The sequence below is a fragment of the Enterococcus sp. genome, from assembly GCF_032555305.1.
GTDB lineage: Bacteria > Bacillota > Bacilli > Lactobacillales > Enterococcaceae > Enterococcus_A.
Map to the genome: position 1 here is coordinate 1 of NZ_JAWGOQ010000049.1, position 19651 is coordinate 19651.

General features: G+C 40.7%; 22 protein-coding genes. 4 read left to right on the top strand and 18 right to left on the bottom strand.

Features of this window, described 5'->3' with window-relative positions; translation table 11 throughout:
• Positions 1-225: 225 nt before the first annotated feature.
• From E6139_RS22010 to E6139_RS22040, 7 genes are all read right to left on the bottom strand, one after another.
• Positions 226-969 carry an SDR family oxidoreductase gene (locus E6139_RS22010; RefSeq protein WP_316405693.1) on the bottom strand — a complete coding sequence of 248 codons (744 nt, stop codon included), beginning with the start codon at positions 967-969 and terminating at the stop codon, positions 226-228.
• 427 nt (positions 970-1396) lie between these two features.
• Positions 1397-1612, bottom strand: a complete 216-nt coding sequence (locus tag E6139_RS22015; RefSeq protein WP_316405694.1) for a hypothetical protein — start codon at positions 1610-1612, stop codon at positions 1397-1399.
• A 13-nt stretch (positions 1613-1625) separates the two neighbouring features.
• Entirely contained in the window at positions 1626-1925 is a 300-nt protein-coding gene (locus E6139_RS22020) for a flavodoxin domain-containing protein (protein WP_316405695.1), read from the bottom strand.
• Positions 1926-2072: 147 nt separating this feature from the next.
• Positions 2073-2477, bottom strand: a complete 405-nt coding sequence (gene arsC / locus E6139_RS22025) for an arsenate reductase (thioredoxin) (RefSeq protein ID WP_316405696.1) — start codon at positions 2475-2477, stop codon at positions 2073-2075.
• A gap of 126 nt (positions 2478-2603) precedes the next feature.
• Positions 2604-4328: an arsenical pump-driving ATPase gene (gene arsA / locus E6139_RS22030; RefSeq protein WP_316405697.1), complete on the bottom strand. Its 1725-nt coding sequence runs from the start codon at positions 4326-4328 to the stop codon at positions 2604-2606.
• Positions 4329-4358: 30 nt separating this feature from the next.
• On the bottom strand, positions 4359-4736 hold the full coding sequence (arsD, locus tag E6139_RS22035) for an arsenite efflux transporter metallochaperone ArsD (RefSeq protein ID WP_316405698.1): 378 nt from the start codon (positions 4734-4736) through the stop codon (positions 4359-4361).
• Entirely contained in the window at positions 4714-5061 is a 348-nt protein-coding gene (locus E6139_RS22040) for a metalloregulator ArsR/SmtB family transcription factor (protein ID WP_316405699.1), read from the bottom strand. Before E6139_RS22040 ends, arsD begins: the two co-directional genes overlap by 23 nt.
• Positions 5062-5229: 168 nt before the next feature.
• On the opposite strand from E6139_RS22040, the gene E6139_RS22045 reads away from it, so the two are divergent.
• Positions 5230-6894 (top strand): transposase, encoded by a 1665-nt coding sequence (locus tag E6139_RS22045; RefSeq protein WP_316405700.1) that lies wholly within the window; start codon positions 5230-5232, stop codon positions 6892-6894.
• Positions 6895-7113: 219 nt separating this feature from the next.
• On the opposite strand, the gene E6139_RS22050 is transcribed toward E6139_RS22045, so the two are convergent.
• From E6139_RS22050 to E6139_RS22065, 4 genes are all read right to left on the bottom strand, one after another.
• Positions 7114-7761 (bottom strand): hypothetical protein, encoded by a 648-nt coding sequence (locus E6139_RS22050; RefSeq protein ID WP_316405701.1) that lies wholly within the window; start codon positions 7759-7761, stop codon positions 7114-7116.
• A gap of 543 nt (positions 7762-8304) precedes the next feature.
• On the bottom strand, positions 8305-9447 hold the full coding sequence (locus E6139_RS22055; RefSeq protein WP_316405702.1) for a GDSL-type esterase/lipase family protein: 1143 nt from the start codon (positions 9445-9447) through the stop codon (positions 8305-8307).
• Between the two features lie 9 nt (positions 9448-9456).
• Entirely contained in the window at positions 9457-10392 is a 936-nt protein-coding gene (locus E6139_RS22060) for an ROK family protein (protein ID WP_316405703.1), read from the bottom strand.
• 148 nt (positions 10393-10540) lie between these two features.
• A complete protein-coding gene (locus E6139_RS22065) occupies positions 10541-11908 on the bottom strand; it encodes a glycoside hydrolase family 1 protein (protein ID WP_316405704.1) in 1368 nt (455 codons plus the stop codon).
• 137 nt (positions 11909-12045) lie between these two features.
• Between E6139_RS22065 and E6139_RS22070 the strand changes: the two genes are divergently transcribed.
• Positions 12046-12747 (top strand): helix-turn-helix domain-containing protein, encoded by a 702-nt coding sequence (locus tag E6139_RS22070; RefSeq protein ID WP_316405705.1) that lies wholly within the window; start codon positions 12046-12048, stop codon positions 12745-12747.
• Between the two features lie 207 nt (positions 12748-12954).
• On the opposite strand, the gene E6139_RS22075 is transcribed toward E6139_RS22070, so the two are convergent.
• The 4 genes from E6139_RS22075 to E6139_RS22090 form a co-directional block, all read right to left on the bottom strand.
• Positions 12955-13257 (bottom strand): addiction module toxin RelE, encoded by a 303-nt coding sequence (locus E6139_RS22075; RefSeq protein WP_316405706.1) that lies wholly within the window; start codon positions 13255-13257, stop codon positions 12955-12957.
• A 5-nt stretch (positions 13258-13262) separates the two neighbouring features.
• Positions 13263-13598, bottom strand: a complete 336-nt coding sequence (locus E6139_RS22080) for a type II toxin-antitoxin system Phd/YefM family antitoxin (protein WP_316405707.1) — start codon at positions 13596-13598, stop codon at positions 13263-13265.
• 159 nt (positions 13599-13757) lie between these two features.
• Positions 13758-14456: a DUF1963 domain-containing protein gene (locus tag E6139_RS22085; RefSeq protein ID WP_316405708.1), complete on the bottom strand. Its 699-nt coding sequence runs from the start codon at positions 14454-14456 to the stop codon at positions 13758-13760.
• Positions 14457-14482: 26 nt separating this feature from the next.
• Positions 14483-15007 (bottom strand): GNAT family N-acetyltransferase, encoded by a 525-nt coding sequence (locus tag E6139_RS22090; RefSeq protein ID WP_316405709.1) that lies wholly within the window; start codon positions 15005-15007, stop codon positions 14483-14485.
• Positions 15008-15348: 341 nt separating this feature from the next.
• Here E6139_RS22090 and E6139_RS22095 point away from each other — a divergent pair, with 341 nt between their 5' ends.
• Together E6139_RS22095 and E6139_RS22100 are read left to right on the top strand one after the other, a co-directional pair.
• Positions 15349-15720, top strand: a complete 372-nt coding sequence (locus E6139_RS22095) for a hypothetical protein (RefSeq protein ID WP_316405710.1) — start codon at positions 15349-15351, stop codon at positions 15718-15720.
• Positions 15721-15817: 97 nt separating this feature from the next.
• Positions 15818-16630: an aminoglycoside phosphotransferase family protein gene (locus E6139_RS22100; protein ID WP_316405711.1), complete on the top strand. Its 813-nt coding sequence runs from the start codon at positions 15818-15820 to the stop codon at positions 16628-16630.
• A 67-nt stretch (positions 16631-16697) separates the two neighbouring features.
• Here the strand turns inward: E6139_RS22100 and E6139_RS22105 are convergent, their stop codons facing one another.
• From E6139_RS22105 to tnpA (E6139_RS22115), 3 genes are all read right to left on the bottom strand, one after another.
• Complete coding sequence (locus tag E6139_RS22105; RefSeq protein ID WP_316405712.1) at positions 16698-18056, bottom strand: MATE family efflux transporter; 1359 nt, start codon at positions 18054-18056, stop codon at positions 16698-16700.
• 350 nt (positions 18057-18406) lie between these two features.
• Positions 18407-18877 (bottom strand): IS200/IS605 family transposase, encoded by a 471-nt coding sequence (gene tnpA / locus E6139_RS22110; protein WP_316405713.1) that lies wholly within the window; start codon positions 18875-18877, stop codon positions 18407-18409.
• Positions 18878-19161: 284 nt separating this feature from the next.
• On the bottom strand, positions 19162-19635 hold the full coding sequence (gene tnpA, locus E6139_RS22115) for an IS200/IS605 family transposase (protein WP_316405714.1): 474 nt from the start codon (positions 19633-19635) through the stop codon (positions 19162-19164).
• Positions 19636-19651 lie beyond the last annotated feature (16 nt).

Here is a 19651-nt window from a genome sequence, read left to right on the forward strand (position 1 = left end):
AATTTTCCTGTTTTTCAGTAGAAATTGAACGATACGATCTGAAAATCTTTCTTTTTGGTGCTGTTCGTTATTGAAAGTGATTGTATGAATTATTCAGGTTTTTAACAAGATCAACTATTTTCGTTTGTTTATGTGGCAATCATTTTATAATTGATTCAGTAATAAGTTTTCAAACACGTCTTGTTTTTATCTTACTAACATTAATCTTCTAATTGTCATTCTTGTTTACACAACTTGTTTGGTTGGGCGAATAATAACTTCATTCCAAGAAGTATCATTAGGCAGATCAATTGATTCTGCAATGGTCTGAGCCACTCGCTCAGGTGTGATAGCAAATTTATTGTAGAATTCCTCAACGCCTGATTTAAAGTTATCATTGTTCATTGAATTCATCAGCTCAGTTTTGAAAGATCCTGGTGATATGATCGTTACACGCAGATTCCCATCCATGTCTGCCATTTCTTCACGTAAGGATTCAGAAATAGCACGAACTGCCCATTTAGTTGCTGAATATACGCCTGTTCCAGCATGAGCCATTACGCCTGCAACAGAAGATATGTTAATAATTTGACCACACTTTTGTTTTTGCATATATGGCAAACTAGCAGAGATTCCATGGAGAACTCCTTTGATATTTATATCAATTGCATTCTCCCAATCTTCTAATTGATTCTCTATAAATAACCCTTGCGGCATTACTCCCGCATTATTTATCCACACATCAATTCGTCCATATGTCGCTATCGCTTTATCTGCCAAGGCAGTTACTTGTCTATGATCCTTGACGTCTGTTACTAAATAAGTAGAGTCCCCACCATTAGCGTTAATTTCTGAGGTGACTTTTTGCAGTCTACTTTCACGGCGTGCGCCCAAAACTACTTTTGCACCTTTTTCTGCCAATAATAAAGCAGTATTTTTGCCAAAGCCACTAGAAGCACCAGTAATAACGACAACCTTATCTTTAATCATCCTTTTTCCTCTTTTCTAATGACCCTTTTTAGCGCCATTTCAAAATCAATAGACATCGCAAATGATGACCCTGGTCAAATTCTCGAAAGCAAACCGAGTGTCGAAAATTCTCTACCAATAATAAACTTTGGATATCTGTTCAATAGTGTCCGCTATTTGTTGTATTCAATTTATCAAGAATACAAATTGAATTATACAGTGTTCTGGTGGGTTTAAGTATAAAGAATTTTCAGCTATTCATTAATACTGGACCTTCTTTTTGTTGGTGATCTTAATATAATGGACTAATTCTCGTCATTCCAGTGGCTTTGAACTTCAGTTTAAGTATGTTTCTCTCTTGCCAGAATTTTTGCTAGTTCCTTCTCAGCTCCAAACCTCGAATATTTCACAAAAAAATAACCCAATCATCAATCAAGATAATCAGGCATTATTCGTTATAAACAAACTCAATGATAGGCTCTAGAAATTTTCTATCTGTCCAATCAGCGGTTGAGCCTATCGCCTCCATAAGAGCCTTCTCCCATGGTTGATAAGTGGCTGGATCTTTTTTGCCAACGTCCTTTTTTAGCAGGCTGCATAGCATCTTGTCTTTGGTAGACATGATACTCTCATTCCACGCTCCGCGGCGGTAAAAAAGGAACATCGGCGATTTCATCCTAAAAATTTCGCTCTTTTACCGCCAACATTGCTTCTTCATCATAGAGTGAAGCACCAACTGCGAATACGGCAATTTTTTTGTCTTTAAGCTTTGAGTAATTCTTCTTGATAAAGGAAAGTCCCGCTATTCCACTGGCATAAATCCCTCCACCCAAAATGATCACATCATATTTTTCAATATCCGCAAGTCTGGCGGACTTTGTTTCAAGAATCTCGCAACCCAAGTCAGAAGCCAACCACTCGGCATATTTCTTCGTCGCGCCATATTTTGATTGATATAAAACAACCGTATTCTTCAAAACTAATCCCCCTTTACTTGGTATTGTTAAGTTTATTTCATTTTATCACGTTCAAATTAAAAAAAGCAGGATCGGCCTAACTTTCATCCGATCCTGCTCTATTTTAATACAATGAATTTAAGAACGATTATCCCTCTAAAACAAAACTTACTTCAAAGCAACTACCTTCTGCCTAATCCTATCTCTCGTCTCCCTGAAAACTGCCATGGTCTCCTCTTCTGTTCCGCTGGCCTGAGCTGGATCCTTTAGATCCCAATGGACATGTTCAACTCCTTTTGGAATAGCAGGACATTTATCCTTCGCATCGCCACATAGCGTGATAATCAGATCTGAATGATTAAAGTAATCCAAGTCAATCAAATCTGATGTTTGCTTGGAGATATCAATAGCATCCTCTGCCATCACACGCACCGCTCGAAGATTTAGACCATGTGTTTCAATCCCGGCACTTCTGACTTCGTACTCTGATTGTGGCAAAAATTCATGGGCATAGCCCTCTGCCATTTGACTTCGACAGGAATTACCGGTACATAGGAAATAAATTTTTTTCATGAGATTTTGCCTCCATTATCAATGTTTTGAGGTAGTCTTCACTATACAAGAGTTTTTATTGAAACACTAGCAATCAATATGAAAAAAGTCTATACATAGGTAGCCATCTATGTATAGACTAAAAATTTAAACCCCTAGTGGGCTGAAGTTCGGCTGCCATTCTTCCACAGCGAATTTCCCGTTTGATAGTTCAGCTACCTTTTCGATCCATTCTAATTCATTGAAGGAACGAGCCTTCAAAATTTCATTCTCTGTATTCGTCGCAAGCATGCTTTGATTGACTAACCACCAGGTATGAGCGATCTTCGCGCGATTCAAGTCCTCGTCTAAACGCATCGATTCATAGACGGGTGTTGTTTCAGGAAGTGTGACCATTAAGACTTCCGTTTCATCCTCATTTTGCAGTCGCGGCAACAGTTTTTGAATAGAAACTGGGACTTCTCCTGAGCTTCTTTCTACCTCTCTTGCATAGCTTTGAGTGGAGTCTAGCAGTAGCAATGTGTGACCGGTTGGCGCGGTATCAATGACCACGATTTCATTTTCCGACTTATCGACAATTTCCGCAAAGGCACGAAAAACGGCGATTTCTTGCGTGCAGGGTGATCGAAGGTCTTCTTCAACGTAAGCAAGGTCATCGGCCTCCATTGTTTCCCGGGCTTTGGAAAGAACTTCTTCTTTATAAGCTTCTAGTTCTTTTTCTTCATCAATATGGCTGATTGAGATCGGTAAATCATTCGATAGAAACAGATTTAAATGATCAGCAGGATCCGTTGTAGCCAAATGAACCTTCTCTCCTGATTGAGCGAGCTTCTCAGCAATTTTGATCGCAACTGTGGTCTTACCAACGCCGCCCTTGCCCATGGTAAAAATAATTTTTTTGTTTGTGCGAGTAAACTCGCTAACGATCGCATCCAACTTAGGAAACTCGGCTGATTCTTGTTCCTGTTCTACGATGGCAGGTTGCTGATCATTTAGCAAAATTTGTAGTTTATCGACACCAGTAACATTGTAGGGGCGTAACGGAATATAGTATGTTTCAAATTTCATCAAAGACTCTGGCATATTACTCAGATCACTCTGCTGTTCCGAATAAATCTCTTGAGAAATAGTGTCATCATAGGATTCCAACAATCCATTCACGACTAATTTTTGATTGCTGATGCCTAATTTTAGCAGCTCCTCTGACGCGCGCTCTGCTTCAATCAACGGTGCTTTTTGCGGACGAGTGACTAGGATCAAGGTCGTTTGACTAGCATTAGCCAAGGTTTCGACGGCTTTTTCGTACATATCCTTTTTATCGCCTAGTCCAGACAATTGCCCTAAGCAAGACACTCCTGTTGTATTTTCATCGAGAAAATTATTCCAAGCAGAAGGTAATTGCAGCATCCTTAGGGTGTGACCGGTTGGCGCAGTATCAAAGATTACATAATCAAATTGGTTCGCCACTTCTTTATCTGTCAGAAAGTTGGCAAACTCGTTAAACGCGGCGATCTCCACTGTACACGATCCCGATAGTTGTTCCTCCATATTCACCAGCGCGCTATCCGGAAGAATCCCGCGATAAGGACCAACGATACTTTCTTTATACTCCTCCGCAGCCGTGATCGGATCAAAGTTGGCTACTTTTAGGTTGTCGATCCCATCAACCGCAGTTGGCTTATTGGTCAAAACAGTTTGGAAAACATCCTGTAAATTTGAAGCCGGATCGGTGCTGACCAGCATGACCTTGCTGCCCTCTTGCGCTAAAGAAGTCGCTGTCGCACAAGCAGCAGTGGTTTTCCCGACACCACCCTTACCTGTAAAAAATAGATACTTTGTCAGTCCCATCTTTTGGGGTATATATTGCAGCACTCTATCTCCTCCTTATCCAATCAAAAAAAGTTAGCAGCAGCCTTCACTTTCGGATTTCCCACCACAGCAGCCGCCAGATTTACTTGCCGACTGCGTAACAAAGTGAACATCGCCAAACTTGCCAAACTCCTCCAAAGTAGGATAAGATCCCTCTTTGACAACTTCCCCATCCAACAATGTGACAGGTAAAATATCGTTACCCTTTTCCTGAAGCAGCTTCAAAATTGTAGGATGATTCACAAATGCATCCGGATCGCTAGTCAGATTATGCCGAGAAGCCTCGATCGAATCCACACCTTCAAAGGTCTCAAAAACAGAGGTCACCATCAACAACTCCTCATCAACCGAAGGACCACAAACTCCCGTTGAACAACACATCGCTGGCTCAAATAGTTCTAATTTTTTCATCATTCTTTTCTCCTTTACACTCACAGTTTTTTGTTTTACAAATGCAATCGTCCGTATCTGAAAACAATTGCATCATTGAACCCATAAATTGATCGACAAAGCTTTCTGTTAGCTGATAATGGTGCCAAGTCCCTTTCTTGGTAACAAGCACGACACCGGCTGCTTCCAAAACTTTCATATGATGAGAAAGCGTTGGCTGAGTGAACTCAAAACGATCTAAAATGTCACAGGCGCATAAGCTGCCGCAGGACAAAAGATCGATGATTTTCAGCCGCTTCGGATCAGCGAGCGCTTTCAACGTTTTGGACATCTCTTCATAATTCATTGTCTATTCCTCCTACTCATATTAAAGTATTCATTTTCTTGTGAAAAATGAGTTTGATTTTCATGCCGTATATCATGATTCGTCCCCCAAAAGTATCTAAACGTACTCTTTTTCTTTTCCATTCATAGTATAATTTGGAAAAGAGCGTATTGATTGGAGGCTGTTACTATGGTGTTTCGTAAAAATTCTTCTCAACAATTATCATTGGACGATCGGTTCTTGTCGGCATCCAAGCGTGAACAAAAATTTGTTCTCAACTCTTGGGCCAAAGGGTTTAGTGACATCGTTTTTCCCGCAATCAACGAAGAGCGATTTGCCGTGCTGTTTTCGCAAGATGAAGCCACTCGTCCGAATACACCGATCAATGTATTAATCGGTGCCCTGCTGTTAAAAGAGCTTTTTCAAATGACCGATGAAGAATTAGTAGAAACCGTTGTTTGTGGCGATCTGCGTTTTCAGTACGCCCTTCATACCACTAGTTTCAACGAGCAGCCACTAAGTAAAAACAGCTTGAATCGTTTCCGTAGACGGATTTATCTTCACTGTCTAGCAACCGGTGACGATCTGCTTCATCAGGAAATGGAACACCTCGCTGACCAGTTTTGTCAATTTTTAGGGATCCAGCCAACGATGAAACGAATGGACACTCTGATGGTCGCCGCCAATTGTCGGCGGTTGTCTCGCTTGGAGCTTCTCTATACCTGCGTCAGAAATTTGGTCAAAACACTGGATAAAGAAAATCCAGCATTGGTTTCAGAATCACTGCACCATTATTTAGAAGATACGGATGCCAATGCGGTGTTTTATCACGATAAGACGACAACCCCTGATGAAAAATTGGACCAGATCATCAAAGAAGCGCATTCTTTAGAAAAAACAGTGGATCAAGAACACCGGTCCTTATCTGATTTCCAGCTGTTGCTTCAAGTGTTGGACGAACAAACAACCGTCGCCGAGACTGGCGAACGCCAAGCCAGAGCTGGCAAAGATATCACGCCAGAAAGCATTCAAAATCCAGCAGAACCAGAGGCGACCTATCAAAAAAAGTCCGGTAAGCACCATTTCGGGTATGTTGGCAATGTGGTCGAAACCGTTGACGCCAATGGCGCCATGATTACGCATTATGACTATGATGTCAACACCCACAGTGATGTGCGCTTCTGCGAAGAATTTCTAGAGCAAATGGGTACTGTGGATGAAGAAATGACGCTGGTAGCGGACGGTTCATTTAACAGTACCGACAATCGTGAAACAGCGAAAGAACACCACATCCACTTTGCCCCGACGAACTTAAATGGAACAGCGCCAGCGGAAATCAAAGGCGATTTCCAAATCAACGACGAGGAAACAATCCTCTGCCCAGCTGGTCATCAGGCGTTTAAAGTCAGTTACTACAAAAGCTCAGAGCAGTACTGTGCTTGGTTTGATAAAGAAACATGTTTGAGCTGCCCGCTGTTTGAAACGTGCTGTCCGAAAGAACAGCAGAGAGCAACGACTGTAAGAATATCAAAGAAACAAATTTCTCGTGCCCGCTATTTAAAAGAGATAAAAAGTGACGCATTCAAGCCGCTCGTTGAATTCCGAAATGGCATCGAAAGCGTACCTTCGATTTTGCGCCGACGTTATCACGTAGACAATATGCCGGTGCGTGGACTCGTGCGGACAAAAATCTGGTTCTCCTGCAAGATCGGGGCAATCAATGCCAAAAACCTGTTAAGAAGGATTGGCCGACGAGAGAAAAATTCAGTAAATAGCACTGAAAAAAGACCGAAAAAGAAATTGTTAGTAAAAATCCGGTATCAATGGTTTTCCCCTTACTTCGTTGCTTCATAGTAATCAGACTTTCTGGGGACGAATCATATCATTCAACTAAAGTATCCTTTTTGATGGTTTTTACAACCTCGATAAGAAATCCTCCATCTTCACATACTGCAAAAAGTTGAACTGACATCCTTACATAGAAAGTCATCTATGTTTTAAATATAGATGAGCATCTATGTATTGTCAATCGTTTCTGTCTTTTTTTAATTGAATCCAGTCAAGAGGAAACAGTTATGCAGCTATTTCCCCTTCTTGCGTATAATGTGCTACAAGCGACTGGATCATCTCATCGAGCCTATCCTTATTCGTTTCAAAAAAATCAGCGCTGCCAGTGAGCAGAATCACCACATAATCAGTTGGCGTCTCCAAAAAGACAAACTTAGCTGCTAGATTTTCCACACCAATAATATGATAGCTTCTACCCGAATAGTATAGCGTCTGATATGCCACACCCTGATAGTCAACAATCTCCTTCATTGCCTTCTGCGATTTCAACTCTTCCTCTTCAAAGCGATCAACAAATGACTGAAACTCTTCTTCCGTATCATAGCGATCAACCGATGAGATATCTAAAACTTCAGTGCCCGATGGACTCTCCATTGAGACACTCAACTCTTCGTCTCTCTCTTCAACATCTTTCCAGGATGAAGGCACCAATATGCTGTATGCAGTATCATTTAGCTCAAACTTTTTTTCAACCAAATAAGGGATCAGATTTGATTTTAGTTTTGGTTCAGGCTTCAGTGTTGATTTCACCTCAGAACTGCTCGTGCTGATGGCGGTGTCTCCCTTCGTATCTGGAAGCCGTGCCTCTTTTTCTTTGACTCCGCAGCCAGATAACCCTATCGCCGCGACTAATATAAGCAACCATTTTTTCATTTTTACCCTCCATTGAGTGCCCAATATCAAATAGAAACCACTTTTACAAAATAATCTATATTATTAAAAATACGATATTTAACAAAAAAAGTCACTAAATATAATGAAATGCGCCTCTTTTTCCATCAGGGTACAAAAAATAACCCAATCAACATAGTAGGATGACTGGGTTGCAAAGGAAAACTATTCATTTTTTCACCAACTGTTTTAATCTCTTAAAAACAAACATGATCGTTGCCAAAACTAAGCTTATTACAAAAAATAAATTATACTCTTCGAAATGGATTAGGTAGTCTTTAGCAGAGAAGCAAGTTTTTCCACAGAAGATCCCTTTTTTTATTTGTGACATTCAATCAAGTTTAGAATGTGATTTTCTTTTAAACGTCCTTGTCTATATAGTTAATTATACTAGACAACTGCTGAGAGATTGACCGAACTTGTAGGTTTATCAATCAAAAAATTTAATCAGAAAAGGAGGTGCGCGGCAAAATCGCCCTGCACCTCCCTATATTACTTCCTTATTTTATACTTCAAACAACCATATTAAATAAATTTCGTAAGCTTCTCTTTTTCAATATTTTGTGCCAGCGTCATTCCGCCCTGCGCATTGGGATGCAGCCAATCGCCTCGGTGTGTCCCGTTCGGCATTTTTTCATGATCTGCCTCGTCCCGCAGGATTTCAGCGAAATCAAAATAATCATCAAAAGCTTCATTGTTACGAACCCAATCGTTGACCTGCTGACGAACGTCTTCCATTTCCTGATTCCACGTTTCATAGCCTTTGTATGGCAACAGGGTCGCACAAATGATTTTTGCTTGATGGCGGTGAGCAGTGTCGGCTAAAGAAGTCAGACCTTCGATCAAGGACGCACTATCCACGATTTGGTCGGATAGTCCATAAACATAGGGATGACATAAATCATTGATTCCGATCTGTACGATCACTACTGCTGGCTGCCTTTCACCAAAAACTGACTTTTCAAAGCGAGTGATCGCCGCTTCACCAAACATTCCAGCTGCGACCTCGGGAGAATCATGGAGCACCCTATTTCCGGCAATACCACAATTATAGGTGCTCACCTTGCCGGGATACGCTTCATTGAGCAAGACGGACAGAGGCTCGCTCCAAAAGCCCATTTGTGTAATCGAATCTCCAAAGAAAGCAATCTCTTTGATTCCCTCTTCTTTGGTTTCTATCCGATCGACCCCGTACAAATACTTGAAGTCCTTCATCTCCTCCGGCATTTGCATCGGTCCTGGGGCCAACGCAGAACGCATCTCCCCGTGAGCAGCTACTTTTGCCAAACCAGCGTCAATGCAGATTACAGCTTCAGGAATCTTCATTTCCTGCTTGATTTCGGTGGACACCCGAATAATGTCCCCCGCCTTTACTGATAATGACAGCTCATCAGAATAGACAGTTTCACCAGCCTCGAGACAAATCTCTGCTTGCCCCTTCAAAGTTACTGCTTCTTCCATCGTCTGTTCTTTACCTGCTACTTGGACTTTGATTTCTGAAAAGATCATTTTTTCCGTATTGTATTGATTACTTAAATGGAGGCGCAGTCCAGCACCGTTGATACTGCTTTTTACTGACAGCTGTTGCATGTGATTTTCCGCTGTGAGGGCAAGTAAAGTGATATTTGAAGCCATCGATCCCCAAATGGTGTGCCAATTTTTACTCATTCGTATAATCTACTCCTTTTCATTCATTTTCCTAGATCCATGATAAAAGGCGCCATAAAGATTGGCATCCCTGGTCAATCTGCCCTTTTTCACCTGTAACGTCACATCTTTTGGATCCATTAGCATCTGGGAAATGATTTGACCTAGCTGGCCATTTAGATAGTTGTCACTGATTTCCGCTAATTTTTTATTTACGCCATCAATGACTAGATCCTGCTCTGCTAATCCGCCCGTAATCACTATGTGATCAATGTTCAACAGCATCGCGGCATTATAGGTCAGCACGGCAATCTCTCGACAATAGCCTTCGAACAATTGGATCGCGACTGGGTCTTCTTGCACGACTAGTTCAAAATAGCGCTCACCGCTCACTTTCTCGATTGGTTCATCCTTTGCCATCGCTAGCTGATAGAGCTGGGCCACAAAGGATGTCGTCATACTAGCAAAAGAATATTCCTTGTTTTCATAATTCTTGATCATATTAAACAAAGCCGCGGCATTTTTATGGGGTCCTTCATAAAGCTCTCCGTTGATGATTACACCTGCTCCTAAGCCAGAGCCTAATACGATCACCAGTAAATCATCGGTTCCTTTTCCTGCACCCTTCCACCATTCACCAATCGCCGCGGCTGATCCATCATTGATCACTGTGACAGGAAGCTGACAGCGCTGCTGCATTTCTGCCTTTAGATCAAGCCCTTCCAAGACACGATCCGCGTAGGCACGATATGTCGTGCCGTCAAGCTTCATTCGCCCATTGGTACTGATCAAGATGCTATCGGCGCTTTTCCGATAATTTTGAGCAATGCTGACCATTGTTTCAAGATAATCTTCTACTGATTGATAATTCGTTGGTTTTGTTTCTCTGGCTAAAATCTCGCCTTCTGGTGACATCAAAGCAAATTTTGTATTGGTCGCGCCGATATCAAAAACAAGTTTATCCATCTTTCTTCTCCTTTATTTTCGTTAGATGCTGCAAGCCGACATTGAATCCGTTATCATTTCGATTTTTAGTATACTGGTAGCTCTCTAAATAACAGCATATCTGATTTTCTTTCTTTTAAAAAGATGTTAACGAATGCAGATCACCTAATTATAAATTCTCTCCGTTAGAGGCAATGACCTGCTGGAACCAATCGAAACTTTTCTTCTTATATCTTTTCAATTCCTTCGGATCGGTATTCGTGCGATCAACGTAAACAAAGCCGTAGCGTTTGTTCATATCTCCTTGCGAGCTCAAGATATCAATCGGTCCCCAGGTCAGGAATCCCATCAGATCCACACCATCTTCTTCTACTGCTAATTTAAGCTGCTGGAGATGGTCGCGGAAGTATTCGATCCGATAATCATCCTCCACTGTACCTTGCTCATTCAATGTTTCGTTGACACCGATCCCACACTCGACCGTAAAGACGGGCAATTGATAGCGATCATAGATTTCCTTCACACAGATTCGCAGTCCAACAGGGTCCACTGTCCAACCCCATTCGGTGACCTTGAGGTACGGATTTTTGTCCGATTTTCCAGACATGAGACCCATCAGCTGCGTCTTCACATCTGCGCCACCTTGAACAACCGCGGATTGATAATAGCTGTGAGCAATGAAATCAATTTTCGCCTTGGAAAGCTCAGCCAAATCCTCTGATGAAGGAACAAAGCCACTCTTCTTCCATGTAGCCAAGATTCGTTCAGGGTATTTCCCGTAAGCGAAGATATCCAATGCATCAAAATTATAAGCCTGATTCAATTCTTGGGCTGCCAATACATCCTCTGGCTTGCTGGTTTTCGGATAAAACGGCATATAATTCACCATCCCACCAACTTTTCCAGCTGGAACCAAATCATGGACATACTGCCAAACTGCTGCTGAGGCCATGAATTGATGATGATAGGTCAGGTTCATATGACTGAGTTGCTCCTCTGGTGATAAATTCCCATCCGGAGATAAAGCGGATAGAAGAACGCTTCCATTTTGTTCATTAAAAGCAAAATAGGTTTTCACTCGCTGCCCAAAATGCTGGATAACGATCCGCGCATATTTTTTGAACGCCTCATAAACTTCTCGCGCATGCCAACCACCGTATTTTTTCAATAATGCTACCGGGATATCGAAATGGTTCAAACAAATCACTGGTTCTATGCCGTTTTTTAACAGTTCATCCACCACTTTGTCGTAGAACAGCAACCCTTCCTGATTCACTTCACCTTCCCCGTCAGGTAAGATCCGAGCCCAACTTAGGGAGGTACGATACGCGGTAAAGCCCATTTCCGCCAATAATTTGATGTCTTCAGGATAACGATGATAAAAATCGATGGCAGTTGCCCAATCCCCGTTATTACTCATCATGGAATCGCCGCTGTCATAATTAGTTACTCCTTTTCCTCCTTCATTCCAAGCGCCTTCCGTCTGCATGTTCGAGGCCGAACCGCCCCATAAAAAACCGTCTTTAAATATTGCCATAGTCCTCACCTTTCTATGCTTATTCAAAAAATAATGATCCTTGAAGTTCGATTATTTTTATATTGTAATCGTATACTAAATCAAGCTATACTTAGAACATATTTTACAGATTTAAAATAGAAATTACAGGTGATTTTATGAATATTCATCAAGCCTCACGCACAGTTCGGCAAATGCTGACTTCTGGTTACAGCCATTATTCACGAAAATGGGAACGCAATCTTTATGACTATCTCTTATTAGATTTGAACACTGAACTACCTGACATCCCATTAAAGCTAGAGCACTTCGACCTTGCCGAGCAGCCAAAACGCAGCGCTAAGAACAATTATATTTGTTTCGTTGCGGCAATTTGTCGTCACGCTGCGGACTTAGGCGCGAATGACATTCGCTGCTATGCCTTGAGTGATTACTATATTCGCGAGATTGAAAAAACGGAAGACGTCCGAGATTGGGCGGAGATTATTCCGACGATCATCACTCATTACAGCTCCTTGGTTGCAGAAGGTCGGAGTGAATCCTATTCGTTGCCAATCGTGCGTGCTCTGCGCTACATCCAGCAAAATGTTTACAAGAAGCTCACTTTGAAAGAGATCGCTCAGGCCATTGATCTGAATCCCAACTACCTATCAAATCGCTTCAAAGAAGAGGTGGGAACATCGATCACCGCCTACATTCGCACAGCAAAAATGGAAGAAGCTCAGCGCCTCCTCCAAGATTCTCTTTATTCGATCGTCGAGATTGCAGAAATCCTCGGCTACTGCAATGCCTCTTATTTCGCGAAGGTCTATCGACAAGTCTATGGTCATTCGCCAAGGAAACGTGATCCGCTTTTATAATCGTCGCTTACAAGACCGTTTCAGATATGCTACACTTTAATTAGCCTTTTTTATAAAAAGGTACCTCCTAAATTCGATGGTGATGCGGTCGGGAAACCAACATCATTTTATCGATTTTGGGAGGTTATTTAGTGACGGCAAATAAATCATAACCATATAAAAAAGAGCTAGGGAAAATTTAATCCTAATTCAAATAGTTTTTAAACCTTACTCTTCCAATCTTTTTGCAGCCGATTTAAAAACTTTATTGTCCGCTCTTTTGTCAATGATGATTATATCAATGACATCGATCGAATCAGTTTCGATATTTTCTTTAAAAATGATTCTTATGCCCATTCTCTTATGTTTGATTTCTCTGCACTGCTTTAGATTTCCATGAAGTTCTTTACCGGCTTGCATACCCTTCACTATTATCTTTTCAAGTCCTTTATCGACTTGGATTTTTTGGGAACCATCAAGCTTTTTATAATCCTTTACTGCTTCTTCAAACCAACTCAACTCATAGTCCATCTGTTCTACTCCCACTCATCTTCGATCTCAGATAAGTTTGTGTGTATAAGATTTGTTTCTCGTACTTCGCTATCTGAAATAGTTCTTTTATTCGTTAAAAGTCTTAGTTCCGTTTCCAGATATGCTAAACGTTGATTCAACTCTTCATTTTCATCTACAAGAATGGCATTTGAATCGACTAATTTTTTAAAACTATCACTATCAACGATTACACCTACATCTTTATTGTTGTTTAAGATGTATACAGCATCGCCGGACTCCTTTGAAAGCTCAATAATCTTCATTGGTGATTTTTTGAGCTCACTCACGGATGTCAGCGGATTTTTTATTACATTCATCATATCAATACGCCTCCTTCTTTCAAACTAAATATAGCACCATAAAAAGACTTAATCAAGACTCTGATTAGGTCATATAAAATTTTTAATTTAGTTCGACGATTTCTTGCTAGATATTGTGTATTCTACTTTTCGAACAGTGTTTACGAGGAAATATTTATATCAATAACAATCCCAATACAACCGCCACTCACCAGTCTCCTTATTCTTCGCCAAAAAGAGAATGCCTGCGTCTCCTGTCGAAAACCCGACTTTTTCATCAGACATGATTTGTAAAACAAACTCAAAGCCTTCTCCAAAACAAATGCCTGACTGACAATACGTTGGATAGCCCCCTAATCTGTGCTCATATTGAATAGCAAACGTATCAAAATAATTCTCAATGATTTCCTCATCTTCTAAACGCAGGATTTCATCCGCTATATTTTCGGGAAAGCTGTATGAGTCATCCCATATTGGAAAATCTTCAGGAACAACGGTCGGTTTCAAAGGGAATGGTTCGAGCTGAACGAAAGGATTAGAAAACTCTTTTTTCTGAATCTTGCTCAAATCTCGATATTCTCTCACTACCCAATTAGAACCATTCGGCGTGATGTCACACGGCAAATTTTGGGAAACAAAAATAGTTAGAAGCTTAATATCTTCCAGTGATTCAGGAACAAATGAAAGATTTTCCAAATTCAGCTGCATCAACGGAACCATCGGCACTCCCTCATCATCGATAGGTATGCTTTCATCCTCAGAAAATAAATCTACTTTTCCAATCCAACTTTCACTTAAATCAAACGTCGGTCGAAATCCTCCGACAGAAAAAGTAATCGTCTTTCTTCCTAAAGCTCGCTTTATTTCTTCAATAGTCATTTTATACTCCACCCATAACAAACAATTTACACAACATATTCGTACAGTTTAAACTCTGTCCAGCCAGTATCCGCATAGAACATGTGGATTGTCTCAAGATACCTGAATCCCATTTTAAGATAGACTCTTTCAGCTGGTGTATTCCCAGCAAGAACATCGAGACGAATTGCTTTCAAGTTCATTGCCCTTGCTGTTTCGATCACTTTTCGAACCATTTCTTTGGCGATTCCTTTACCTGCAAGTTCATAGCGAACTCCTAATGCATGAATCACAAAAAGCTCTGTATCCTCAGCTTTAACTTGCCATTTAATTTCCTTGTAGCCCTCATTATAGGAATGATTGACCACCATGACTGATGCTATCTGTCCGTCGATTTCTCCTATGTATAGCTCCTTGTTTTCAATCGAATCAGACAGAAACTCAGATGTTGGATAGACATCCTTCTCCCAACGCGGAGTGTATTCTAAATGACTCATTTCTTCAATTAACGCATAATAAAACCCCTGAACATTCTGAAAGTCATCATGATTCGCAAGCCTGATCTCCACCATTTTTCCCTCCTAAATTCTTATCATTTAATTATACCAGAGAAAAAGTTGGGGATAGCCTCCTATTGTGGGACTGCTTGTAAATGCTGTAAAGTCTCAATTGTCACTATGGAAAAACCTCAAAATGGTTTCTTGAGGTTTTTCCATAGTAGAAGTTGTCTAAATTTCGTTCTTTAAATCTTTTACTATCGGAAAAACACTGTTTCTTTAGTCATAATCTGTTATAAAATCAACATATTTCCTACTCGAATACGGCTTTCCGGTATAATTAATCCTATCTATAGCCACAGAACTAAGCAGTTTAAGCTCGTACAATTTTGTCTACACCGAAATGGAGTGATCACTTGTTTTTTAGAAAAAAGCCAACTACAAATGAAAAGAAAGACAATGAAGAAGATATTTGGGGACGTGAACCTCTAGCTTTATACGAAAAAGTCGGACGTCTAGTCAACCAGGATGAGGAGCGAGTTTTCTTCACAAATGATGGAAAGAATATCGAAGACTTGATGGTTCTTTTCCATAATGGAAAGCCTGATATTCGCGGTGTTGGGGCTTTACTTTATGTGGGTGAATGGATCAATTATGGAACAAAGCTTTACAGAGTCAACACCACCCTCTCTGTCGCCGAATTAGAGGCTTTGATCATTGAAGAATTGCATCTAACCAAAGCAGAGTTTCTGGTTAGCCGAACCTTTATTGATCCTAGATGGATTTAATACATTAACCTTTCACACGCCTGCTCATTATCGATGTTATAATCGAATAAATTAGAATTTGACTGGAAGTGAGCGAAGACGTTTGGACATAAATAGGATGAAAATGATCGGACAATGCAATACTGCTGAGATTTATGCTTTTGAAGAGAAGAAAATACTAAAACTTTTTAGGCATGGAATTCCAAGAGAACTCGCAGTGGATGAGTATGAAAAGGCACTCTATATTCAGTCTTGCATTGAGAATGTCCCGAAAGCTAACGAATTCTCTGTGTATGACGACCGCTACGGGATTGTTTATGAAAAAATCGCTGGCAAGGATATGATTCGAGTAATGCTGCAATCAATCCTCAAAATCAATCATTACTCACGAATGCTGGCTCACACTCATCTTGAAATTCATAAAACCAAGCTCAAACCAGAACAAAACTTTACGGTAAAGGAACGGCTCAAAGGAAATATCACAGCTGTCGAAGCATTGGATGAAACAAAGAAAAAGCTTCTATTAGATTATTTGGCGGAGCTGCCAGATGGAGATTCTTTATGCCATTTTGATTATCATCCCGGCAACATTATGTTTCAGGACAAAGAACCGATTGTCATTGATTGGATGACCGCTGGCGTTGGCGATCCTTGCGCAGACGTCGCCAGAACCTGTCTCCTACTTTCTTATGGCGTACTGCCGAATAGTGGATTCGTTGTAAAAAAACTTGTCGCCATTTTTCAAAGACATGTGGGCAAAATCTATTACCAAGAATACTTCAGATTATCGAATGTAGCAGAGAAAGATGTTGAAAAATGGCTGTTGCCAGTTGCTGCAGCACGATTATCGGAATGGATACCTGAGGGAGAAAAAGAAGCTTTGCTGGCGATTATCGATCAATGGTTGAAGAAAATTTTAGAAGCTGTATAAAGCTACTAAAAGAACCGATTATCTGTAAGCGATAATCGGTTCTTCTTAATTATAATAATGGGAATGATCACCCATCAACTTCTTGTCTCCGTACTAACTCTAATTTCCGACTTTTTCTTGACTCGGTTTTCCAATAGCGAGTAATATAGATCGCCAGCAAAATGATCCAAGAAAAGCCTTCCGCAATCGCGATAATACTACTTGCGAATACATGAACGAAAAGATACGAAGCGGCGATTCTAACAATCAAAGAACTGACCCCTGCGACACTTGAAAAGACCATATCTCCGCAGCCCTCAACATATCCACGAATAACCATTGAAAAGCCGTAAATAAGATAAAACGGTGCTAGTGTCCTGAAAAAGGTTTTCCCGATAGCGACTGAGCCGGATGAAAGACCAAATAGTGCTAATAGATTTTCTCCGAAGAAAAAGATAGAAACCGAGATACACAGTGAGATAATCGCGATCATGATTAGACCGATTTTCAAGGTCTTCTTTGCCCGCGCTTCATTTTCTGCCCCGATATTTTGAGCTACCACCGTCGCAACTCCTGAACCAAAATTTACGATGGGTAAAAAAATCACCGAATCTACACGATAAGCAGTCGTTATCGCTGCGATCGTTTGCTCACCAAAGCCATTCATAAATCGTTGAAGAACGATATTCCCTACAGAGCTGATGCTAGCCTGGATCGTTGGCGACACACCAAACTGCGTTCCTTTTGCCAGATTACTTTTCTCAAATATTTTCTTCTCTACGCGATACTTCAAATAAGGATACGTCTTTTCCGTATAGAAAATGATGTAAAGAGTCATCGCTATTTGCGAAATGACTGTAGCCACAGCGGCTCCAGCCGCTCCCTGACGGAGAACTGCTACAAAAAAGATATCTAAAACCACATTAGCTAGTGAAGAAATTATGATTGAGACAAACGGCGCTTTACTGTCCCCTGCCCCTCTTAATACACCAGTATAAACATTATAGATCGCCAAAAAAGGAACCCCGACAAGCATAATTTTCAGATACTGACTGGCTATCGCCGTCAATCTCTCAGGCGTATCCAAGATTTCCACAATCGAGGTGGTAAAAGCGATCCCCAATAAGGCGACAAACAGGAAAATTCCTCCTAATATGGCCATGAATGAAAACAACGTTTCCCGCATTTTCCAAAACTCTCTTCTGCCATGCTGCTGAGCAGACAACACAGATAAACCAGAGGTAAAGCCAATGATGGCGGTAATACATAAATTATAAACCGCTGTAGTAGCACCAATTGATGCAAGCGGCAGCTCCCCTTCAACATTCCCAACAATAAATGCATCTACCCAATTGAACAATTGTTGAAATAACCCACTGAGTACCAACGGAATCGTAAACAATAGTAAAACCTTCACAATATTTCCCCGCGTCATATCCTTTCCCATAACGGCACCTCCTAAAAAAACTAATCTAAACCTTAAAAAAAGCCGCTTAGAAATTACGCATATGCAAGGTTTCGCTTCGTGCATAAGGGGTAACTTCTAAACGCCTTTATTAAACTCAATTGATTTGTCGAGTCAAAATCTATTCTTTTTTATTAACCTATCAGACAAAAAATGAAAAGTCAATGGCAAGTCTAATTTTTGTGTAATGTTGATGAGAAATGTTCTTGACTTAGTAACCCATCCACCCGTGAAAACGGGTGGCTTTTTTACACCTCTAGAAGAGGTCACTACTCGCGTACTCCATAAATGGAGCTTTTTAAAAGACCGCCAACCGCTCATCGCTCGCTACTTTATTTCTTTTTCTTCATTTTGAATGGATCGACGTATTCTCTTTTACTTATGCTATCTCGAATTCGGTCCTCTGCTTCTTGTTCTCTTATATATTTTGCAATTGTTTTCTGATTCAACCCTACTGTACTTACGTAATAGCCTTTTGACCAAAAACTCTTATTCCCATATTTATACACTAAGTTTCCATGCTGCTCATGGATAAGCGTGGCGCTTCTTCCTTTTAAGAATCCCATGAAACTTGAAATGCTTATTTTCGGTGGCACTCTAACTAACATATGAATATGATCTGGCATTGCATGTGCTTCTATGATTTCTACTTCTTTCATTTCACAGAGCTTACGCAAAATTCTTCCAATATCTTTTCTCAATTCTCCATAAATCACTTTTCTCCTGTATTTTGGTGTAAATACTATATGGTACTTACAATTCCATCGACTGTGTGATAAACTTTTGTCGTCATTTGATGACATAGAAAAACTCCTTTCGATAGTATGAGCGGTTGGTAGCCACTTATTAGTATATCGAAAGGAGTTTTTATCGCTAAAGCTATCTCGTCCACGCGTAGAAACGCGCGGTTTTCTTGTTTCACTCGCTAACGCGAGCGAAACTGACTAAAGTCATTAATCATGACCACCCGTGAAACGGGTGGTTTGTTCTTCGGCTGGAAGCCTCTCTTACCGGCCACGGCCTGAAAGGCCCTCTGAAAGCTTCCCCCCGCACCACTTCTACTCGCTGATTCTAAAAGAATCTCGCTCTATCTCTTTTTATTTTTTGCTCCTGTAAACGGATCTACTTCTTCAAACAATGTGAGTTGATCTGCTGAATAATCTTCCTTTATTTGTTTACGAATATAGTCAGCTATCTGCTCCTTATTCCGTCCAACCGTATCCACGTAGTACCCTCGACACCAGAATTTTCGGTTCCCATAGCGATATTTCAACTCTGCATGACGGTCAAATATCATTAAACTACTTTTTCCTTTTAAATAGCCCAAGAATTGAGAAACACTTAATTTTGGTGGAATACTTACAAGCAAATGAATATGATCTGCACAGGCATTTGCCTCAATGATCTCTACTCCTTTTCTTTCACAGAGCGTGCGAATGATTTCGCCGATGCTTTCTCTGTATTTCCCATAAATAATTTGTCTCCGATATTTTGGCGCAAACACGATGTGATACTTACATCTCCATTTACTATGTGATAAACTTTCTTTGTCCTTTTCCATAAGGACACCTCCTATC

Coding starts and splice junctions, on each gene's coding strand:
- E6139_RS22085 (WP_316405708.1), bottom strand. CDS start 14,456: ATGACTATTGAAGAAATAAAGCGAGCTTTAGGAAGAAAGACGATTACT.
- E6139_RS22045 (WP_316405700.1), top strand. CDS start 5,230: ATGGTGTTTCGTAAAAATTCTTCTCAACAATTATCATTGGACGATCGG.
- E6139_RS22075 (WP_316405706.1), bottom strand. CDS start 13,257: ATGGACTATGAGTTGAGTTGGTTTGAAGAAGCAGTAAAGGATTATAAA.
- arsC (WP_316405696.1), bottom strand. CDS start 2,477: ATGAAAAAAATTTATTTCCTATGTACCGGTAATTCCTGTCGAAGTCAA.
- tnpA (WP_316405714.1), bottom strand. CDS start 19,635: ATGGAAAAGGACAAAGAAAGTTTATCACATAGTAAATGGAGATGTAAG.
- tnpA (WP_316405713.1), bottom strand. CDS start 18,877: ATGTCATCAAATGACGACAAAAGTTTATCACACAGTCGATGGAATTGT.
- E6139_RS22055 (WP_316405702.1), bottom strand. CDS start 9,447: ATGAGTAAAAATTGGCACACCATTTGGGGATCGATGGCTTCAAATATC.
- E6139_RS22080 (WP_316405707.1), bottom strand. CDS start 13,598: ATGATGAATGTAATAAAAAATCCGCTGACATCCGTGAGTGAGCTCAAA.
- E6139_RS22015 (WP_316405694.1), bottom strand. CDS start 1,612: ATGTTCCTTTTTTACCGCCGCGGAGCGTGGAATGAGAGTATCATGTCT.
- E6139_RS22040 (WP_316405699.1), bottom strand. CDS start 5,061: ATGAATTATGAAGAGATGTCCAAAACGTTGAAAGCGCTCGCTGATCCG.
- E6139_RS22070 (WP_316405705.1), top strand. CDS start 12,046: ATGAATATTCATCAAGCCTCACGCACAGTTCGGCAAATGCTGACTTCT.
- E6139_RS22090 (WP_316405709.1), bottom strand. CDS start 15,007: ATGGTGGAGATCAGGCTTGCGAATCATGATGACTTTCAGAATGTTCAG.
- E6139_RS22060 (WP_316405703.1), bottom strand. CDS start 10,392: ATGGATAAACTTGTTTTTGATATCGGCGCGACCAATACAAAATTTGCT.
- arsD (WP_316405698.1), bottom strand. CDS start 4,736: ATGAAAAAATTAGAACTATTTGAGCCAGCGATGTGTTGTTCAACGGGA.
- E6139_RS22105 (WP_316405712.1), bottom strand. CDS start 18,056: ATGGGAAAGGATATGACGCGGGGAAATATTGTGAAGGTTTTACTATTG.
- E6139_RS22065 (WP_316405704.1), bottom strand. CDS start 11,908: ATGGCAATATTTAAAGACGGTTTTTTATGGGGCGGTTCGGCCTCGAAC.
- E6139_RS22010 (WP_316405693.1), bottom strand. CDS start 969: ATGATTAAAGATAAGGTTGTCGTTATTACTGGTGCTTCTAGTGGCTTT.
- E6139_RS22050 (WP_316405701.1), bottom strand. CDS start 7,761: ATGAAAAAATGGTTGCTTATATTAGTCGCGGCGATAGGGTTATCTGGC.
- E6139_RS22100 (WP_316405711.1), top strand. CDS start 15,818: ATGAAAATGATCGGACAATGCAATACTGCTGAGATTTATGCTTTTGAA.